Annotated in this window: 17 protein-coding genes; 5 read left to right on the forward strand and 12 right to left on the reverse strand. The window is 68.5% G+C overall.

Annotated elements, in window-relative coordinates; all coding sequences use genetic code 11:
- Positions 1 to 3 precede the first annotated feature (3 nt).
- The 4 genes from ACZ6IE_RS02120 to ACZ6IE_RS02135 form a co-directional block, all read right to left on the reverse strand.
- Complete coding sequence (locus ACZ6IE_RS02120) at positions 4 to 1,383, reverse strand: MFS transporter (protein ID WP_464606572.1); 1,380 nt, start codon at positions 1,381 to 1,383, stop codon at positions 4 to 6.
- Positions 1,384 to 1,447: 64 nt separating this feature from the next.
- The gene (locus tag ACZ6IE_RS02125) at positions 1,448 to 1,918 is read right to left on the reverse strand and encodes an RpiB/LacA/LacB family sugar-phosphate isomerase (RefSeq protein WP_464606573.1); all 471 of its coding nucleotides are present in this window, start codon (positions 1,916 to 1,918) and stop codon (positions 1,448 to 1,450) included.
- Positions 1,919 to 2,014: 96 nt separating this feature from the next.
- Positions 2,015 to 3,001: a LacI family DNA-binding transcriptional regulator gene (locus tag ACZ6IE_RS02130; RefSeq protein ID WP_079726749.1), complete on the reverse strand. Its 987-nt coding sequence runs from the start codon at positions 2,999 to 3,001 to the stop codon at positions 2,015 to 2,017.
- Between the two features lie 117 nt (positions 3,002 to 3,118).
- Positions 3,119 to 3,619, reverse strand: coding sequence for a MarR family winged helix-turn-helix transcriptional regulator (locus tag ACZ6IE_RS02135; RefSeq protein ID WP_464606574.1), 501 nt, complete (start codon positions 3,617 to 3,619; stop codon positions 3,119 to 3,121).
- Positions 3,620 to 3,692: 73 nt separating this feature from the next.
- On the opposite strand from ACZ6IE_RS02135, the gene ACZ6IE_RS02140 reads away from it, so the two are divergent.
- Entirely contained in the window at positions 3,693 to 4,883 is a 1,191-nt protein-coding gene (locus ACZ6IE_RS02140) for an FAD-dependent monooxygenase (protein WP_464606575.1), read from the forward strand.
- Here the strand turns inward: ACZ6IE_RS02140 and ACZ6IE_RS02145 are convergent.
- Positions 4,880 to 5,899 carry a helix-turn-helix transcriptional regulator gene (locus tag ACZ6IE_RS02145; RefSeq protein ID WP_464606576.1) on the reverse strand — a complete coding sequence of 340 codons (1,020 nt, stop codon included), beginning with the start codon at positions 5,897 to 5,899 and terminating at the stop codon, positions 4,880 to 4,882. The two genes, ACZ6IE_RS02140 and ACZ6IE_RS02145, sit on opposite strands and share 4 nt — an antisense overlap.
- Positions 5,900 to 5,998: 99 nt before the next feature.
- Between ACZ6IE_RS02145 and ACZ6IE_RS02150 the strand changes: the two genes are divergently transcribed.
- Both ACZ6IE_RS02150 and ACZ6IE_RS02155 read left to right on the forward strand, forming a co-directional pair.
- Entirely contained in the window at positions 5,999 to 6,472 is a 474-nt protein-coding gene (locus ACZ6IE_RS02150; RefSeq protein ID WP_464606577.1) for a VOC family protein, read from the forward strand.
- Between the two features lie 75 nt (positions 6,473 to 6,547).
- Positions 6,548 to 6,949: a hypothetical protein gene (locus ACZ6IE_RS02155; RefSeq protein WP_464606578.1), complete on the forward strand. Its 402-nt coding sequence runs from the start codon at positions 6,548 to 6,550 to the stop codon at positions 6,947 to 6,949.
- Positions 6,950 to 7,061: 112 nt separating this feature from the next.
- Here the strand turns inward: ACZ6IE_RS02155 and ACZ6IE_RS02160 are convergent, their stop codons facing one another.
- Positions 7,062 to 8,042 (reverse strand): DMT family transporter, encoded by a 981-nt coding sequence (locus tag ACZ6IE_RS02160; RefSeq protein ID WP_464606579.1) that lies wholly within the window; start codon positions 8,040 to 8,042, stop codon positions 7,062 to 7,064.
- Positions 8,043 to 8,115: 73 nt separating this feature from the next.
- Between ACZ6IE_RS02160 and ACZ6IE_RS02165 the strand changes: the two genes are divergently transcribed.
- Positions 8,116 to 8,676, forward strand: coding sequence for a CGNR zinc finger domain-containing protein (locus ACZ6IE_RS02165; RefSeq protein WP_464606580.1), 561 nt, complete (start codon positions 8,116 to 8,118; stop codon positions 8,674 to 8,676).
- A gap of 4 nt (positions 8,677 to 8,680) precedes the next feature.
- On the opposite strand, the gene ACZ6IE_RS02170 is transcribed toward ACZ6IE_RS02165, so the two are convergent.
- From ACZ6IE_RS02170 to ACZ6IE_RS02195, 6 genes are all read right to left on the reverse strand, one after another.
- Positions 8,681 to 9,472, reverse strand: coding sequence for a nucleoside/nucleotide kinase family protein (locus ACZ6IE_RS02170; RefSeq protein WP_464606581.1), 792 nt, complete (start codon positions 9,470 to 9,472; stop codon positions 8,681 to 8,683).
- Positions 9,465 to 10,331 (reverse strand): sugar phosphate isomerase/epimerase family protein, encoded by an 867-nt coding sequence (locus tag ACZ6IE_RS02175; RefSeq protein WP_077054194.1) that lies wholly within the window; start codon positions 10,329 to 10,331, stop codon positions 9,465 to 9,467. Before ACZ6IE_RS02175 ends, ACZ6IE_RS02170 begins: the two co-directional genes overlap by 8 nt.
- Before the next feature lie 8 nt (positions 10,332 to 10,339).
- On the reverse strand, positions 10,340 to 11,251 hold the full coding sequence (locus ACZ6IE_RS02180) for a sugar phosphate isomerase/epimerase family protein (protein ID WP_464606582.1): 912 nt from the start codon (positions 11,249 to 11,251) through the stop codon (positions 10,340 to 10,342).
- A gap of 1 nt (position 11,252) precedes the next feature.
- Positions 11,253 to 12,041 carry an ATP-binding cassette domain-containing protein gene (locus tag ACZ6IE_RS02185; protein ID WP_079726761.1) on the reverse strand — a complete coding sequence of 263 codons (789 nt, stop codon included), beginning with the start codon at positions 12,039 to 12,041 and terminating at the stop codon, positions 11,253 to 11,255.
- Complete coding sequence (locus ACZ6IE_RS02190; RefSeq protein WP_079726762.1) at positions 12,038 to 13,018, reverse strand: ABC transporter permease; 981 nt, start codon at positions 13,016 to 13,018, stop codon at positions 12,038 to 12,040. Before ACZ6IE_RS02190 ends, ACZ6IE_RS02185 begins: the two co-directional genes overlap by 4 nt.
- Before the next feature lie 110 nt (positions 13,019 to 13,128).
- Positions 13,129 to 14,169 (reverse strand): substrate-binding domain-containing protein, encoded by a 1,041-nt coding sequence (locus ACZ6IE_RS02195; RefSeq protein WP_464606583.1) that lies wholly within the window; start codon positions 14,167 to 14,169, stop codon positions 13,129 to 13,131.
- Between the two features lie 163 nt (positions 14,170 to 14,332).
- Between ACZ6IE_RS02195 and ACZ6IE_RS02200 the strand changes: the two genes are divergently transcribed.
- Positions 14,333 to 15,535, forward strand: coding sequence for an ROK family transcriptional regulator (locus ACZ6IE_RS02200; protein ID WP_464606584.1), 1,203 nt, complete (start codon positions 14,333 to 14,335; stop codon positions 15,533 to 15,535).
- Positions 15,536 to 15,556: the final 21 nt, after the last annotated feature.

A 15,556-nucleotide genomic window follows, 5' to 3' on the forward strand; every position in this document is an offset into this window, starting at 1 on the left:
TGACTAGCGCGTCGACGCCGTCACGCGAGCGCGTTCCTCTGCCACGAGCGCGTTCATACGCGCTCGTTCGGCCTTGCCGTACGTCTCCCGCGTGATCAGGATGCCGATGAGGCCCACGACGGCGGCGAACATGTAGAGCAGCGAGGCGCCCGGCCATCCAAGCCAGCCGACAAGTGCGGCGGCCAGCAGCGGCGCGAATCCGCCGAGAGCCGCGGCGATCTGGTAGCCCAGCGAGGCGCCGGACGTGCGCGTCGAGGTGCCGAACTGCTCGGTCAGCAACGAGCCCTGCGTTCCCGTGAGAGACGCGTGGATGAAGCCGATGCCGAAGATGAATACGGCCACGACGAGCGCGGGGGTGCCGTCGTTGGTCAGGAGATACATGGGGAAAGCGAACAGGATGGCGACGACGCATCCGACGATGTAGATGGGGCGCCGGCCGATGCGGTCGGTGAGCGACCCCGCCAGGAATGTCACGACGATCGCGATGAGGCTCGCGGCCGTGATCGCGCCCAATGCGGTGGGCCGGATGTCGGGGTACCGCTCGGTGAGATAGTTCAGCAGGTAGGTGGCCGTCGAGTAATAGGCGAACGATTCGACGATGCGCAGGGCGATGACGCGCAGGATGCTCTTCCAGTCGCGGCGGATGGTCGTGAGGAACGGGTTCTTCTCGATGCGCCCCTCGGCCTTCGCCTCTTCGAACTCGGGCGACTCGGACAGACGGGATCGCACGACCAGAGCGACGACGACGAGCACGGCGCTCAGAAGGAACGGGATGCGCCAGGCCCAGTCGCCCTCGAGGTTGGCGCACACGAGGAACATGCCGCTCGCCAGCGCGATGCCGAGCGGGTTGCCCGACTGGGGGATGGCGGCGTACATGCCGCGCCGGTTCCAGGGGGCGTGTTCGTAGGCCATGGTGATGGCCCCGCCCCATTCGGCGCCGAAGGCGAGTCCCTGGATCATGCGGATGATGACGAGCAGGATGGGGGCGATGACGCCAACGGTCGCGTAGGTCGGCAGCAGGCCGATGAGGAACGTGGCGCCGCCCATGACGAGCATGGCTCCGACGAGCACCGGTTTGCGACCGAATTTGTCGGCCAGGTAGCCGCCGATCGCGCCGCCAAGGGGGCGCATGAGGAAGCCCACCGCCAGCGTGGCGAAGGAGAGGAGCGTGCCGACGAAGCGGTCGCTCTCGGGAAAGAAGACGGCGCTGAAGTAGAGGGCCGATGCCGTGCCGTAGGCGATGAAGTCGTAGTTCTCCACGCTCGTGCCGAGCGCGGCGGCGATTGCGGTCTTGTTGCGGTCTTTCGAGCCGAGCGGGGACTGTTGCGTGGTCGCCGGTCCGGCGGGGCTCGTGGGATGCGTGGGGTCTGTGGCGTTTGTCACGGGTGGATCTCCTTTGATCGGGACGAACGAACGGGGTCGGGAGGGGCTGTGGGGCCCCGGGTGGTCAGGAGGTTGCGCGCGGTCGGCTCGGGGTGAGGTCGTCGAGCGCGTTCAACTTGGCGACGCGGCGACGGGTGTCGTCGTCATCGTCGAAGGTGGCGGCGAGGAATTCGGCGACGATGTCGTCGATGACGGCGGGGGGCACGAGCCACGCGCCCAGGGCGATGACGTTGGCGTCGTCGTGTTCGACGGCCTGGTGGGCCGAGTAGGTCTCGTTGGCCAGGCCGCAGCGGATGCCGGGGATCTTGTTCGCGGCCATGATCGCCCCCGCGCCCGTTCCGCACACGAGAATGGCGCGGTCAGCCGTGCCGTCGAGCACGGGAGCGCACGTGGCCTGGGTGATATCGGGGAAGTCGACGGGTGCCGTGCTGTCGGTGCCGCGGTCGATCACGCTGTGCCCGAGCTTCTCGACGGCGTCGATGACGCGCTGTTTGACGGGGAAGCCCGCGTGGTCGGCGCCGATGGCGACTCGCATGGTGAACCTTTCGGGGGAATCGTTTCCATGGAATCGTTTCCACGGACTGCGTTGACACCATGTTGCCCCACCCTGCCGGGTTTGGCAAGCGATCGGTCAGACGTTTCGGCGATCGACGAAGGTGGTCTCGATGCGCTCGGAGGCGACATCCCGGCCCTCGATCAGGCCGATCAAACCTGCAACGCCCAGTCGGCCGATGGTCGCGGCGTCGTTGCGCACGGCGCTGATGGGGGGAGTGGCGAACTCGAACCAGTCGAGGTTGTCGAACGAGACGACCTCGATGCGCGAGGCGGCCTCGACGCCCAGGCGTTCGCGCAGGCCGCGCACCACACCGAGCGTCGTGGGACCGTTCGCGCCGAAGACGGCCGTGGGGCGCACGCCCCGATCGAGGATGCGGGCGATGGCCGCCGCGGCGCCACCCGCGAGGAAGTCTCCGCTGTCGATGAGGGCGTCGTCGGTGCTGATGCCGTGCGATTCGCGGCCCGCCAGATAAGCCGCCAGTCGCTCGGCTCCCGTCGACATGGCCGTCGGGCCGCCGACGAAGGCCACGTCGCGGTGGCCGCCCGCCTGCAGCCAGTCGAGCACGAGGCCGACGCCCTGGGCGTTGTCGGTCGAGAAGAGGGGCGCGTCGAGACCCGCGACGCGACGGTTGAGCAACACGACGGGCATGCCGGAAGCAAGGAGCGACGTGAGCCGCGGTGAGAGCGGGCCCTGCGGCGACAGGAGCAGCCCGTCGATGCGCTGCCCGGCGAAGATGCGCAGGTATTCGTCGGCCTGCGCTTCGTCCTCGTTGGCGTTGGCCAAGATGACGGTGTAACCGCGCCGCATGGCTTCGGTCTCGGCTGCGTGGGCCAGCTCGGAGAAGAACGGGTTGCGAATGTCGGAGACGAGCAGCCCGAGCACATCGGTGCGTGCGCGACGCAACGCGCGGGCCGGCCCGTTGGCGATGTAGTTGAGTTCGGCGGCGGCGGCCAGTACCCGGGCGCGCGAGTCGGGCGAGGTCTGGGTGCTGCCACTCAGCACGCGCGACGCCGTGCCGAGCGCGACCCCCGCGCGCTCCGCGACATCCTTGATCGTGGCCATGCACTCACTCTCGCTGGAAACGTGTCAACCGCACGTCCACTGTACCGAGGCGGGCTGCGTGGGTCTCGCGCGTCGAGGCCATCTAGTCGGGCGGCGGGTTTGCCCGGCCGCCGCGTGTTACGGGCGCGGTCTCTGGCGCAGGCGGGTGTTCGCCTCGGTGCTCGCCGCGCCCAGGCGGGTGGTGAAATCGGCCACGATTCGCAGGTGCTCGGGCGGCGTCGATTGCACGACATGGGCGATCTCGGCCCCCGATTCGGCGAGGAATGCCCGCGCCTGCTCCCGAGCGGATGGTTCGGGTCTCAGGGTCACGCGGCGCCGGTCGTCGTGTTCGCGGCTGCGGCGGATGTGACCGGCCGATTCGAGGCGGTTGAGCAGCACGGTCGTGGCGCCGGATGTCATGCCGATCTGACGCGACAGGTCGGCGGGTGTCAGCGGGTGGCCGTCTTCGGCCGCCCAGACGATGTGGCCGAGGGCGTTGGCATCGGAACTCGGCAGGTCCATCCACGTTGCGAGGTTGAGGTTCAGCTCGGCGAAGCTCGTCGCCCAGTCGCGCAGTCGCTGCATGACCTCGGTCTGCTCGGTCGACCAGTCGGCCGTGAGGGGGTCCACGTCGGGCATGCATTTTCCTTCACTGTGTAGTAGCTTTACTGTAAAGCATGACACGGGTCGTGCTCGGAAAGCGGAGCACACTATGACTACACCACACGCCGTCATCTCGGGGGGCAGTATCGCGGGGCTGTCGGCGGCCTTCTGGCTGCGCCGTATCGGCTGGGACGTCACGGTCATCGAGCGCGCGCCGAGTTTCCGCGACGGCGGTCAGAACGTCGATGTGCGTGGGGTCGCCCGCGAGGTGCTGACGCGCATGGGACTGTTCGACGCCGTCAAGGCCCAGAACACGACCGAGACGGGCACCGTGCTGATGAAGAAGTCGGGCGCGGTGCGTGTCGAATTGCCCGCTGGGGACGGCAACGGGGCGACGGCCGAACTCGAGATCCTGCGCGGAGACCTCGCCCAGACCATCCGAGGAGCTCTGCCAGAGGGGGTGGATTTCATCTTCGGCGAGACCGTCACCGATGAGGTCGATGACGCCTCGGGGCCCGTCGTGCTCACGACGTCGTCGGGCCGGAGCATCCACGCAGATCTCTTCATCGTCGCCGAGGGTGTGCGATCGAGCACGCGAGATCGGCTCTTCGGTGACGACGTCGATCTGCGCGACCTTGGGGTGACCATGGTGTTCGGCACCATCCCGCGCACACCCGCCGACGACGATCGGTGGCGCTGGTACACCGCCGTCGGCGGACGGCAGATCCACCTGCGGCCGGATAACCACGGCACCATTCGAGCGATCCTCGCGTATGCCTCGCCGGCCAAGTCGGGCCTCGCGCGGGTCGACCGGGCCACGGCGATGGACGTCGTCGGCCATCACTACAGCGACGCGGGTTGGGAGACCGGCCGTGTGCTCGAGGGATTCCGCAACTCCGACGACATGTATCTCGACGAGCTGACGCAGGTGCGCATGGGTACTTGGCACCGTGGACGGGTGGTCGTGATCGGCGATGCGGCGTGGTGTGTGACGCCCATGGGCGGCGGCGGCGCATCCCTCGCACTCACCAGTGGCTATGTGCTCGCCGCCTTCCTCACCCAGCGCGCGGATGATCGGGGTGCCGCCTTGCGCGACTTCGAGACGTGGATGCGTCCGCTCGTCGACGATGTGCAGAACGTGCCCGACGCGCTCGTTCGCTTCGCCTATCCGCGCACCCGGCTGGGCCTGGCCGGCCGCGCGATCGTGGACTACATCATCACGTCCCGCCCGTTCCGGCCCGTCGCGGCCAAGCTCACCCAGGTGGCCGAGACCACGCAGGAGCTGCCCGAGTTGCGTTAGCGCGCGGCCGTCTCGGCGTTGCGGGCGGCCAGTGTGCCGAAGGCCGCCGCGAGTTCGGGCGGCTCGACCACATCGATGCGCGCGTCGAAGCGGCCCAGCGCGGCGGCGAGGGCCACCCATGACCACGAGCCGGAAACCAGCGTGCAGCGGCCGTCGCCGAGGTCCGTGACCATGCCGTCGGCCGCGAAGGGCGCCACTTCGGAGGCGGGGAGGTGCACCACGACGGTGCCGGTGCACGGCCACTCGTCGCGCTCGGTCGAACCCCTGAAGCGCGCCGAGACGAAAGTCGCGGCATCGCCCCCGGGCAGTTCGCGCGGCGAGAAGCGAGGCCCGGTCGGGATGCGCGGGGTCACGCGGTCGGCGCGGAAGATGCGCCAGTCATCCCGGTCGAGATCCCAGGCGACGAGGTACCAGCGACCGTTGGAGGCGACGAGATGGTGTGGCTCGACGCGGCGTGGGGATGCATCCGCGCCGTAGTCGAAGCGCAGCACCTCGTGGGCGCGCGCGGCGCTCGAGAGCGCGATGAGGACATCCGGTGTGACGCTGTCGGTGACCGCGTCGGTGTCGGTGTCAGTGCCGGTGTCGGGGCCGGGGCTCGCGTTCGGGCGTGTGTTGGAGGTCGACGCGCGCGGGCCGAGGGTCGTGAAGTGGAGGGCATCCACGCGGTGTCGCAGTCGGGAGGGCATGACCTGTCTGACCGTCGTGAGCGCCCGCAGCGCGGCCTCTTCGGTGCCCGCGCCGAGCAGGGGTGCCGAGCGCAGAGCCACCGCCAAAGCGATCACCTGGTCGTCATCGAAGAGCAGCGGGGGAAGCTGTTCGCCCGCGTCTAGACGGTAGCCGCCGTCGGGGCCCATGGTGGCCTCGATGCGATAACCCATCTCACGCAACCGGTCGATATCGCGCCGCACCGTGCGGTGACTGATGTCGAGGCGTTCGGCCAGGAGGGCGCCCGGCCAGTCGCGTCGCGCCTGCAACAGCGAGAGCAACATGAGCAGTCGCGAGGTGGGGGTGGCCATGCGTCGATACTAGGTCGAGTGTAGGACCGAAGCTGTCCTAGACGGCTGCCACAGTGGTCGATGTCGGGATGAGCCCGGCGCCAGTCACAAGGAGCAGACATGAGCATCACCACCACGACCCACCTCAACTTCCGCGGCGAAGCCCGAGCGGCCCTCGAGTTCTATGGCTCGGTTTTCGGCGGCCGGGCGACCATCGCCACCTACGGCGATTTCGGCATGCCGAAGGATGTCCCCGGGGCCGACAACGTGGTCTTCGGCCAGGTCGAAACGGCTAGCGGCTTCCGCGTCATGGCTTACGACATCCCCACCATCCCCGGCGCCGCCGACGCCTCCCCGGCGAGCGGCTCCACGCGCCGGGAAAACGGGGTCACGCTCACCGACCAGCCGTTCTTCGTGTCGGTTCGGGGTGAGACCCTCGGCGAGATCGAGCGCTACTGGAACGCGCTCTCGGCCGACGCCACAGTCGTCGAGACGCTCGCCGCATCGGCGTGGAGCCCAGGCTTCGGCATGCTGACCGACCGCTTCGGCGTCACCTGGATCCTCGACGTGGCCGCCGCCTACTCCGCCGAGTAGACGCCCGACGGCCGTCGATGGCCACCTCGCGCAATGTCGCATCGCCTGCCCGCTACTCGGCGTTACATTGTGTGGATGAGTGCGACATCCGCGGGGAACCGCTACTGGGCGATCCAATTCGGCACGGCCATCGCGGGGCTCGTGCTGCTGCCCGTCTTCGGCATCGCGTTGAGCATCTCGTCGCGCGAGTACCGCGGACTCGGGGTCATCATGGTGCTGTGTGCGCTGCCCTTCGTGGTGCTGCTCGTGTGGGTGGGGCGCCAGTATCGGGCCTACCCACGCGAGCAGCGGCTCATCTACGGCTGGGCGGTCATGCAGCAGACGCGTCCCGTCTGGTGGGTGAGGGCCCGGCCCCAGCTGCGCATCATGGCGACCGCCCGCCGGGCGCGCGACGGCAAGATGTCGCGCCAGGAACTGCTCTGGCTGCAGTCGCTGAAGCCGAAGAACCCCTATCCGGGGATCCTGCCGCCCGTCTGAATCGGGCGCTGGTGCACGACGCGCTCGCCGACGTGCTCGCTAACGCGCGCGCTGACCGGCAGTGGCGGGGGAGTCGCACCAAGGGGTCACGACTCCAAGTTCGTGCCGCTTCTCAGCTGGTGGGCCCGGGCAGTGCATCCTTGAGCGGAGCGGGCGTGGCGGGCGCCTCATCGAGCGTGAGGCTGTCGCTGCGGGCGTCGAAGCGCACCGCGATGATGCCCGCCACGATGAGCGCGCCGCCCAGCAGTTGCAGGGTCGAGAGCTGTTCGCCGAGGAGGAGCCAGGCCCAGGCGGCGGCGGCGGCCACCTCTAGCAGGCCCGCGAAGGAGGCGAGCCGCGAGCCGAGCATGGCGCTCGCCGTGATGCTCGTGGCATAGGCGACCGCGGTGGCGACGACGCCGATCACGAGCATGGGCACCCACCAGGGCACCACGTTGCCGAGCACCGTGACGTCGGCGGCGGATGCGGTGAAGGGCACGAGTCCGGTCAGCCCGAGCAGCGTGAGCAGAATCGAGCCGACGAGCAGGCCGGATGCGGCGAGGGCGACGGGCGGCAGATCATCCGACTCTTGCGCGGCGATGACGAAGTAGACGGCGCAGCACACCATGGCGCCGAGGCCGAAGAGCAGCCCTAAGAAGTCGAGGGGGCCACCGTCGGCCGGCGAGACCACGAGCACGAGGCCGCCCGCGGCGACGACCGAGCCGATGAGCACGGGCACGGCCGGGCGGCGGCGCGTCATGACCCAGGCCACGGCGACGAGCAGCAGGGGCGCCAGGTATTCGAGCAGGATGGCGGTGCCGACGGGGATGCGCTGAACGGCCGAGAAGTAGAAGACCTGGGCCCCGGCGACGCCGACGCTGCCCATGCCGAGCACGCGCCAGCGGGAGCGCCACAGGGGGCGGAGGTTGCCGCGCAGCATGACGAGGGCCACGGGCGCGAGCAGGATTCCGCCGATGAAGGCGCGCAGGGCGACGGCGGCCACGGGACTCCAGCCGGCCTGCAGCAGCGGCTTCACGAAGGGGCCGGACACCCCGAAGGAGACGGCCGCGACGACGGCGATGATGAGGCCGGTCGTGAGGTGTCGACGGTGCACGCTGAGCTCGATTCGTCAGGAGCGAATGTTCTTACGCTCCTGACGTTAGACTCGTCAGAGATAAGGAGTCAAATTGCTTTTTGCCCCTGACACCGAGGATGTCCTCGAGTTTAACGCCGCCATCCTCAACACGGTCGCCGGCGCGAGCCGATCGGGCGAGGACGAGCTGTCCACGCGCGACCAGTTGAGCAGCCTGATGGCCGAATCCGGCTTCTCGGGGCGGTTCGACCGCGACGACGCCGAGCTCGACGCCATGCGGGCGGCCCGGGCCCGCCTGCGCGAGATCTGGACGCTCGACCGCGACGACATGATTGCGCCCATCAACGAACTGCTGGCGCGACTCAACGCCGTGCCCCGGCTTGAGCGTCACGACGGCATCGACTGGCATGTGCACGCCACGTCGCAGGAGGCCCCGCTCGCCGACCGCTTCCTCGTCGAGGCCGCCATGGCGCTCATCGACGTGGTGCGGTCGAACGAGACGAGCCGCCTGCGGCACTGCGCGGCCTTCGACTGCGAGGGCATGCTGGTCGACCTGTCGCGCAACGGGTCGAAACGTTTCTGCAGCGTGCGCTGCGGCAACCGCATGAACATGGTGGCGTTCCGGGAGCGCCGCGCCGCCGACCCCGTCGGCTGAACCGTCAGCGGGGGAGGACCGCCGCGGTGACACCCGAGACGACGAGGTCGGCGCGTGGCATGGTCGATTCGATGAGGATCGCATTCTTGCCATCCACCGATTCGGCCCAGGCTTTGGCGGCTTCGGGCGTGCGGCCGTGGCGTTCGTGCCGGTCGACCAGCCTACGCACGCGCTCGTCGTCGGTGGTCTCGCAGAACCAGGCCTCGGCCAGCAGACCCTTCACATCGGCCCACGGGGTCTCGTCGACGAGCAGGTAGTTGCCCTCGACGATGACGAGCTTCGTGTCGGGCAGGACAGCGATCTCGCCGGCGATGGGCTCCTCGACCGTGCGGTCGAAGCTCGGCGCATAGACGGCGTGGGATGTCTCGGCGTGCAACCGTCGCAGCAGGGCGACGAAGCCCCAGCCGTCGAAGGTGTCGATGGCGCCCTTGCGGTCGCGGCGGCCGAGGTTGTCGAGCGTCGAATTGGCGAGGTGGTAGCCATCCATGGGCAGGTGGGCGGCGAAGTGGGGCGACGGCGCAGTTGAGACCGACGCAGAAGCCGAGGATGCCTCAGCAGCGACGATCGCGTTCACCCGGGCCGCGAGCTGCACCGCGAGCGTGGTCTTGCCCGCTCCCGGGCTGCCAGCTATGCCGACGACGGCCCGCCCGCCACCCGCCGGAACGAGTGCGAGCGCGCGGCGGGCGAGGGCGTCGAGAGCGTCGGCCGCGGCATCCGAGCGTTCTTCGGCTTCTGCCGGGCTCGGGGCGTCTGACGGGCCGGATGCATCCGACGGGTCTGAAACGAGATTAGACACGGGTCCCCTCGAGCATGTTGGTGAGGTAGGCGTGGGAGTGGGCGGCCAGCGCGGGGCCGTCGTTCCAGAGGTTACGCCAGATCGCCAGGTCGTTCGAGAGCGTGGGCGAGACGACGGCCGACGAGAACGACTCGAAGGTGATGGGGCCGTCGTAGGAGATGTCGGCGAGGGCGTGGAAGAACGACGTGAAGTCGAGGTGACCCGAGCCGAGGTAACCGCGGTGGTTCTCGCCGATGTGCACGTAGCCGAGGCGGTCGCCCACGAGGTGCACGGGGCGCACGAGATCGTCTTCCTCGATGTTCATGTGGTAGGTGTCGAGGTGGATGAGCACGTTGTCGTGACCGATGTCGTCGGCCAGGCGCAGGGCGTCGGCGGCCGTGTTGATGACGTTGGTCTCGTAGCGGTTGCAGATCTCGAGGCCGAGCGTCATGCCGCGACCCTGGGCCTCGACCGCGAGGTCCTTGAGGGTGGCGACGACGTTGGCGCGGCCGGCTGTGGTGAGGGCGTGACCGTACTTGCCGAGGGCGCTGTAGAGGGCGCCCGTGAAGTGGGTTCCGCCGAGGTCGTGCGTGACGCCCAGCGAGTACTGCAGCAGGTCGGCGCCGCGGCTAACGGTGGCGGGGTCGTCGCTCGAGACGTCCGCGTCGAAGGCGAGGCCGCGCGAGCACACGATGCCGAGGCCGGCGGCGTCGAGGGCGGCGCGCGCGGCGGGGACGTCGAGGTTGCCCGCGTCGTGCAGCGAGAGCTCGAGCAGGTCGAAGCCGGCCTTCTTGGTCTCGGCGATGATGAGGTCGACCTCGGACGGTGTGGTGCCGCCCGAGAAGACGAGGGCGTGGACTCCGAGTTTGTTGTTCGACATGGGGTTCCTTAGGTGAGTTGCGGTGAGTGGATCGCGAGCTGGGCTCGCAGGAAAGCGTTGGCGTGGGCGGAGGCTTCGACGGGGTCGTGCCACAGGCTGCGCCAGAGGCCGATGTCGTCGCGCGTGGCGGGCGAGACGACGGCCCCCGAGAAGGACTCGAAGGTGAGGGGACCTCGGTAGTCGGCGGCCGCAAGGGCCCCGAACAATCCGGCCCAGTCGATCGAACCCGTGCCGAGCAGGCCGCGGTGGTTCTCGGCGATGTGCAGATAACCGAGGTGATGTCCCGCATCGCGCACGGCGGCGGCCTGCGAGACTTCCTCATTGTTCGCGTGATAGGTGTCGATGTGCAGCAGCACGTTCTCGGCGCCGCGCGTAGCCAGTTCGCGGATGAACTCTGCCGTCTGCGCGGCCGTGTTCAACAGGTTGCTCTCGTAGCGGTTCACATATTCGAGGCCGATGACCACGCCGAGCGATCGGGCGTGCTGGGCGACGCGCGTGAGCACCGAGAGCGAATTCTCGCGGGAGGCGGCGCTCGCCGGGTGGCTGTACTTCGTCATGGCCGAGAACGTGACACCCCCGACATACCCCGCCCCGATCGACGCGGCGAAGTCGACGGCGTCCAGCAGCTTGCGCTCGCCCCGAGCCGATAGCTCCGCATCATCCGTGTTGATATCGGTCGACGGGTCGAGAGCCAGCGAGACGACCGCGTCGAGACCGGTCTCATCGAGCAGGGCCACGGTTGCGGAACCATCACGCTGATCGGCATCGGGCAGCGGGATCTCGATCAGATCGAAACCGGATGCCGCAGCCCCCTCGATGGCGAATCGGGATGCCTCGGGCGTCCACGTGTTGACGAACGTTCCGGCGTGCACGCCCAACGGGGTGTCGAGCTGCGCCGCCCGCCGCGAGAACGCGATCACCTCAGGACGCCTTCGCGCCGGTGATCAGCGCCACGAGCTCGGCGCCGTTCGTCTCGCTCGTGCGGCGCTCGGCAACGGCCGTGCCCGCGCGCATCACCCAGATGTGGTCAGAGAGGCGCATGACCTGGTCGAAGTTGTGGCTGATGAGCAGCACGGCCACGCCCGAGTCGCGCAGCGTGTTGATGACACCCTCGACGCGAGCGGTCTCTTGCACGCCCAGGGCGGCGGTCGGCTCGTCCATGATGACGATCTTCGAGCCCCAGCCGGCGGCGCGGGCGATGGCGACGGCCTGGCGCTGACCGCCCGAGAGGCGGCGCACCTTGCTCGAGACGGGCGGCACGTTGACGGCCAGATCCTTCAGCATGCCTTCGGCGGTCGAGCGCATGACGCGGCGGTCAAGCGTGCGGAACGGGCCGAAGCCGTGCGTCTTCTCGCGGCCGAGGAAGAAGTTCTGCCACACCGTGAGGTCTTCGACGAGCGCCAGGTTCTGCTGCACGGTCTCGATGCCGTGGTTGCGGGCGGCGTTCGGGTTGTCGAACGACACGGTCTTTCCGTCGAGTGTGATCTCGCCCGAGTCGGGTTTGTGAATGCCAGACAGCGACCGGACCATGGTGCTCTTGCCGGCGCCGTTGTCGCCGATGAGGGCCGTGATCTCGCCGCGACGCATGGTCATCGACGCGCCCTTCAGGGCGTGCACGCCGCCGAACGACTTCTTGATGTCGGTGGCGGTGAGGATGAAATCGCCCGCCGGGGTCGTGCCCGTGTGCGGAGAAGGCTGAGTGTTGGTCATTTCTTCTGGAACCTCGTGAGTAGGGCGGCCAGAACTACGACGAGTCCGACGGCGAGCGGCTGGTAGAACTGCGAGACGCCGAGCAGCGTCAATCCGTTGGTGAGGGCCGTGAGCAGCAGGGCACCGATCACGGGTCCGACGATCTTGGCCTTGCCGCCCGTGAGGCTGACACCACCGAGCACGACGGCCGCGATCGAGTTGAGCAGGAACTGCGTGTTGATGGCGGGTTCGGCGGCACCGACGCGTGCGACGAGCAGCAGGGCGGCGAGACCGGCGAGGCCCGCGGCGATCAGGTAGACCGCGAGGCGCACCTTGGTGGCGCTGATGCCGTTGGCCACGGCGCTCTCTTCGCTGCCGCCGACGGCCTGCACATGCAGACCGAAGCGCGTGCGGAACATGACGAACCAGGCGACGGCGGCCACGATGGCGGCCAGGATGATCGGGTACCCGAAGATTCCGAGCGAGCCCGACGTGAGCGTCAGCAGCTCGGGGCTGTTCACGTTGATGGGCTTGCCGTTCGAGATGATGAGCGCGAGACCCGTTGCGACGGACAGGGTTCCGAGCGTGGCGATGAAGTCCGTCACCTTGCCCTTGGCTATCAGTAACCCGTTGATGAGGCCGATCAGCATGGCCGACAGGATGGCGACGAGCGCCGACGCCCAGAACCCGAGCCCGTTGCTGAACGCGAGGCCGAATCCGATGGCGCCGAGCGTCATGGTGGCCGAGATGGACAGGTCGATGCCGCCCGTCGTGATGACGAACGCCTGCCCGATCGCCAAGATCACGAGGATCGCGGCGGCCACGAGCATGGCGCGGATGTTGCCGAGGGTGAGGAAGGTGGGGCTCAGGATCGAGAACACGATCACGAGGGCGACGAGCCCGATCGGTGCCGCGTTCTCGGCCCAGAAGCTGAGCTGGCGGGTCTGAGCGGCGACCGCCTGCATCCTTCCGGGTCGGGCTTCGGTTGTTGTACTCATGGGGAGTGGGGGTTCCGTTCTAACTCGGGCGATGTCGATGAGTCGGTGAGCCCGTGGCGGGCGGCCTCACGTGTCGCGGGCCGGGGGGAGGGCCCGCGACACGCGATCGGTTACTTCTTGAGCAGGTCCTCGAGGGGGTTCTCGAAGGGCGCGAAGGGCTGCGGGAACGCGTCGAGCGCCTGGTCGGCTTCGGCCGAGGTGACGAGAGCCGTGGGGGACTCGATGTTCTTCGGCAGGTCGCCACCGGATGTCGCGACCTCACAGGCCTGCACGCCGAGCTGTCCGACGGCGAAGGGGTACTGCGCGACCGTGGCCGAGAGCCCGCCGGCCTTGACCGACTCCAGCGCATCCTCGTTGCCGTCGACGCTCACGACCGTGATCTCACCGGTCTTGCCGGCGTTCTCGACGGCCTTGACGATGCCGAGGCCCATGTCGTCGTTCGCGGCGAAGAACGCCTTGATGTCGGGGTTGGCGGCGATGATGTCGGTGGCCTGCGTGAGGGCCATCTCGCGCTTCCAGTCGGCGGCCGTTTCCTGGATGACGTCGACGTCGCTGCCGACCGCGGCCTTGAAGCCGTCGATGCGTGCGGCGCTCGTCACGTCTCCCGCGATACCGCCGATGATGGCGACCTCGGAGCCGGGGTCGATCTGATCGAGCACGAAGTCGCCGGCCTTGCCGCCGGCGGCCTCGTTGTCGGTGCCGATGTAGGTGGCGATGTCGAGGTTCGCGGTCTTGGCGGCATCCGCGTCGATGGGCTGGTCGATGTTGACGATGGTCTTGCCGGCCGTGGAGACCTGGCTGAGCGCCTGCACGAGGTTGGTGCCCGAGATGGGGTTCACGATGTAGCAGCCGAAGTCCTGGCCGACGAGGGCCGTGAGCTTGTCGGCCTGGCCCGTGGTGTCGCCGATATCGGCGGCGGCCTGCACCTGCACGCTAACGTCGTCGCTCTTGGCGGTGTCGTTGATGCCGGTTTCCATGTACTGGAAGAAGGGGTTGTCGAGGCCTTTGATCACGGCCGCGACCTTGGTCGAGGAGGTTCCGTCGCCGCCGGTGGCCCCGCCACCCGAGCAGCCGGTGAGCACGAGCGCCGCTACGCCGAGGGGGACGGCGATGCGGGCGGTCCTGAGCCATGTTGCGTCTTTGCTGAACATTGTCATCCTTGGGGATAGGAGCACTACTGTGTGCCTTCCTGAGAAAAACTACGCGCACTTTTGAGTTTTTGCAACACAAAAGTTGCCCAACTTAACGATGTTGCCGTTAGTCTGGGAAAAGACGGCCACGGACAGCGACGGAGCTCTGCGTAAAGTGAAAGACATGCGAACCCATATCGGCGAGATACTGGCGCTCTTTCGCGAGCACGGTGAACTCAGCCGGGTCGACGTCATCGAAACGTCCGGGCTGTCGCGGTCGACCGTCAACCACCGCCTGGGCGCCCTGCACGAAGCCGGGCTGATCGCGGCGATGGAGGGTGGGGAGTCGACCGGGGGGCGGCCATCCAGCCGTTTCGTGCTCAATCGCGACCGCGCCGTCATCGCCACAGCGGATATCGGGGCGACCGGTCTCGTCGTCGCCGTCTGCGATCTCGGGGGCGAACCCCTGCGGCACACGCGCGTCACGGTGAACGTGTGGGACGGCCCCGAACGCGTGCTCGGCGAGGTCGATGCGGCGCTCGCCGAACTGCTGATCGACCCGACCACGCAGGCGCCCGCCGAGGTCTGGGGCGTCGGTATCGCCGTGCCGGGACCCGTCGAATTCGCCGCCGGTCGCGTGGTCAACCCGCCCATCATGACGGGCTGGGACGGCTTCGACATCGCCGGCTGGTTCTCGGGTTACGGCGTGCCGGTCATCGTCGAGAACGACGCCAACTCGCGCGCCGTCGCCGAGGCGCGGCCGCACCACCACGACAACCTCATCAGCCTGAAGGTGGGCACGGGCATCGGCTCGGGTCTCGTCTTCAACGGCCAGATCATCCGCGGCAGCGAGGGCGCGGCCGGCGACATCGGCCACACGCGCGCGGCCATCGCCGAATCATCGGAACAGCTGCCGTGCCGCTGCGGCAACGTGGGCTGCGTCGAGGCGTATGCGGGCGGCTGGGCGCTCATCCGCGATCTGGCGGCCGCCGGGGTCGAGGTCGATGATGTGGCGGGCGTCGTGTCGCTGGTCAAACAGGGCAACCTCGAGGCGGTGCGTCTCATGCGCCGGGCCGGGCGGGTTTTGGGCGACGCCGTGGCCGACCTGGTCAGCATCCTCAACCCCGAGTCGATCGTCGTGTCGGGGCAGCTGTCCGAATGCGGCGAGATCCTGCTATCTGGGGTGCGCGAACGCGTCTATCAGCGCTCGATGCCGCTGGCCACGCGCAACCTGACCGTCGCCGTGTCGCACCTGGGCGAATTCGGCGGCGTCGTCGGCCTCGCGCTCATCACGGCCGACCGCATCTTCGCGGCCGACCACATCGACGACCTGCTCGAACGCATCGCCGGCCGCCTGCTCGACATCGAGGCCGCGACCGTCTCCTGAGCGCGCTGTCCCAGGCCGTCG

The sequence above is a fragment of the Okibacterium sp. AC114 genome (genome assembly GCF_979253355.1).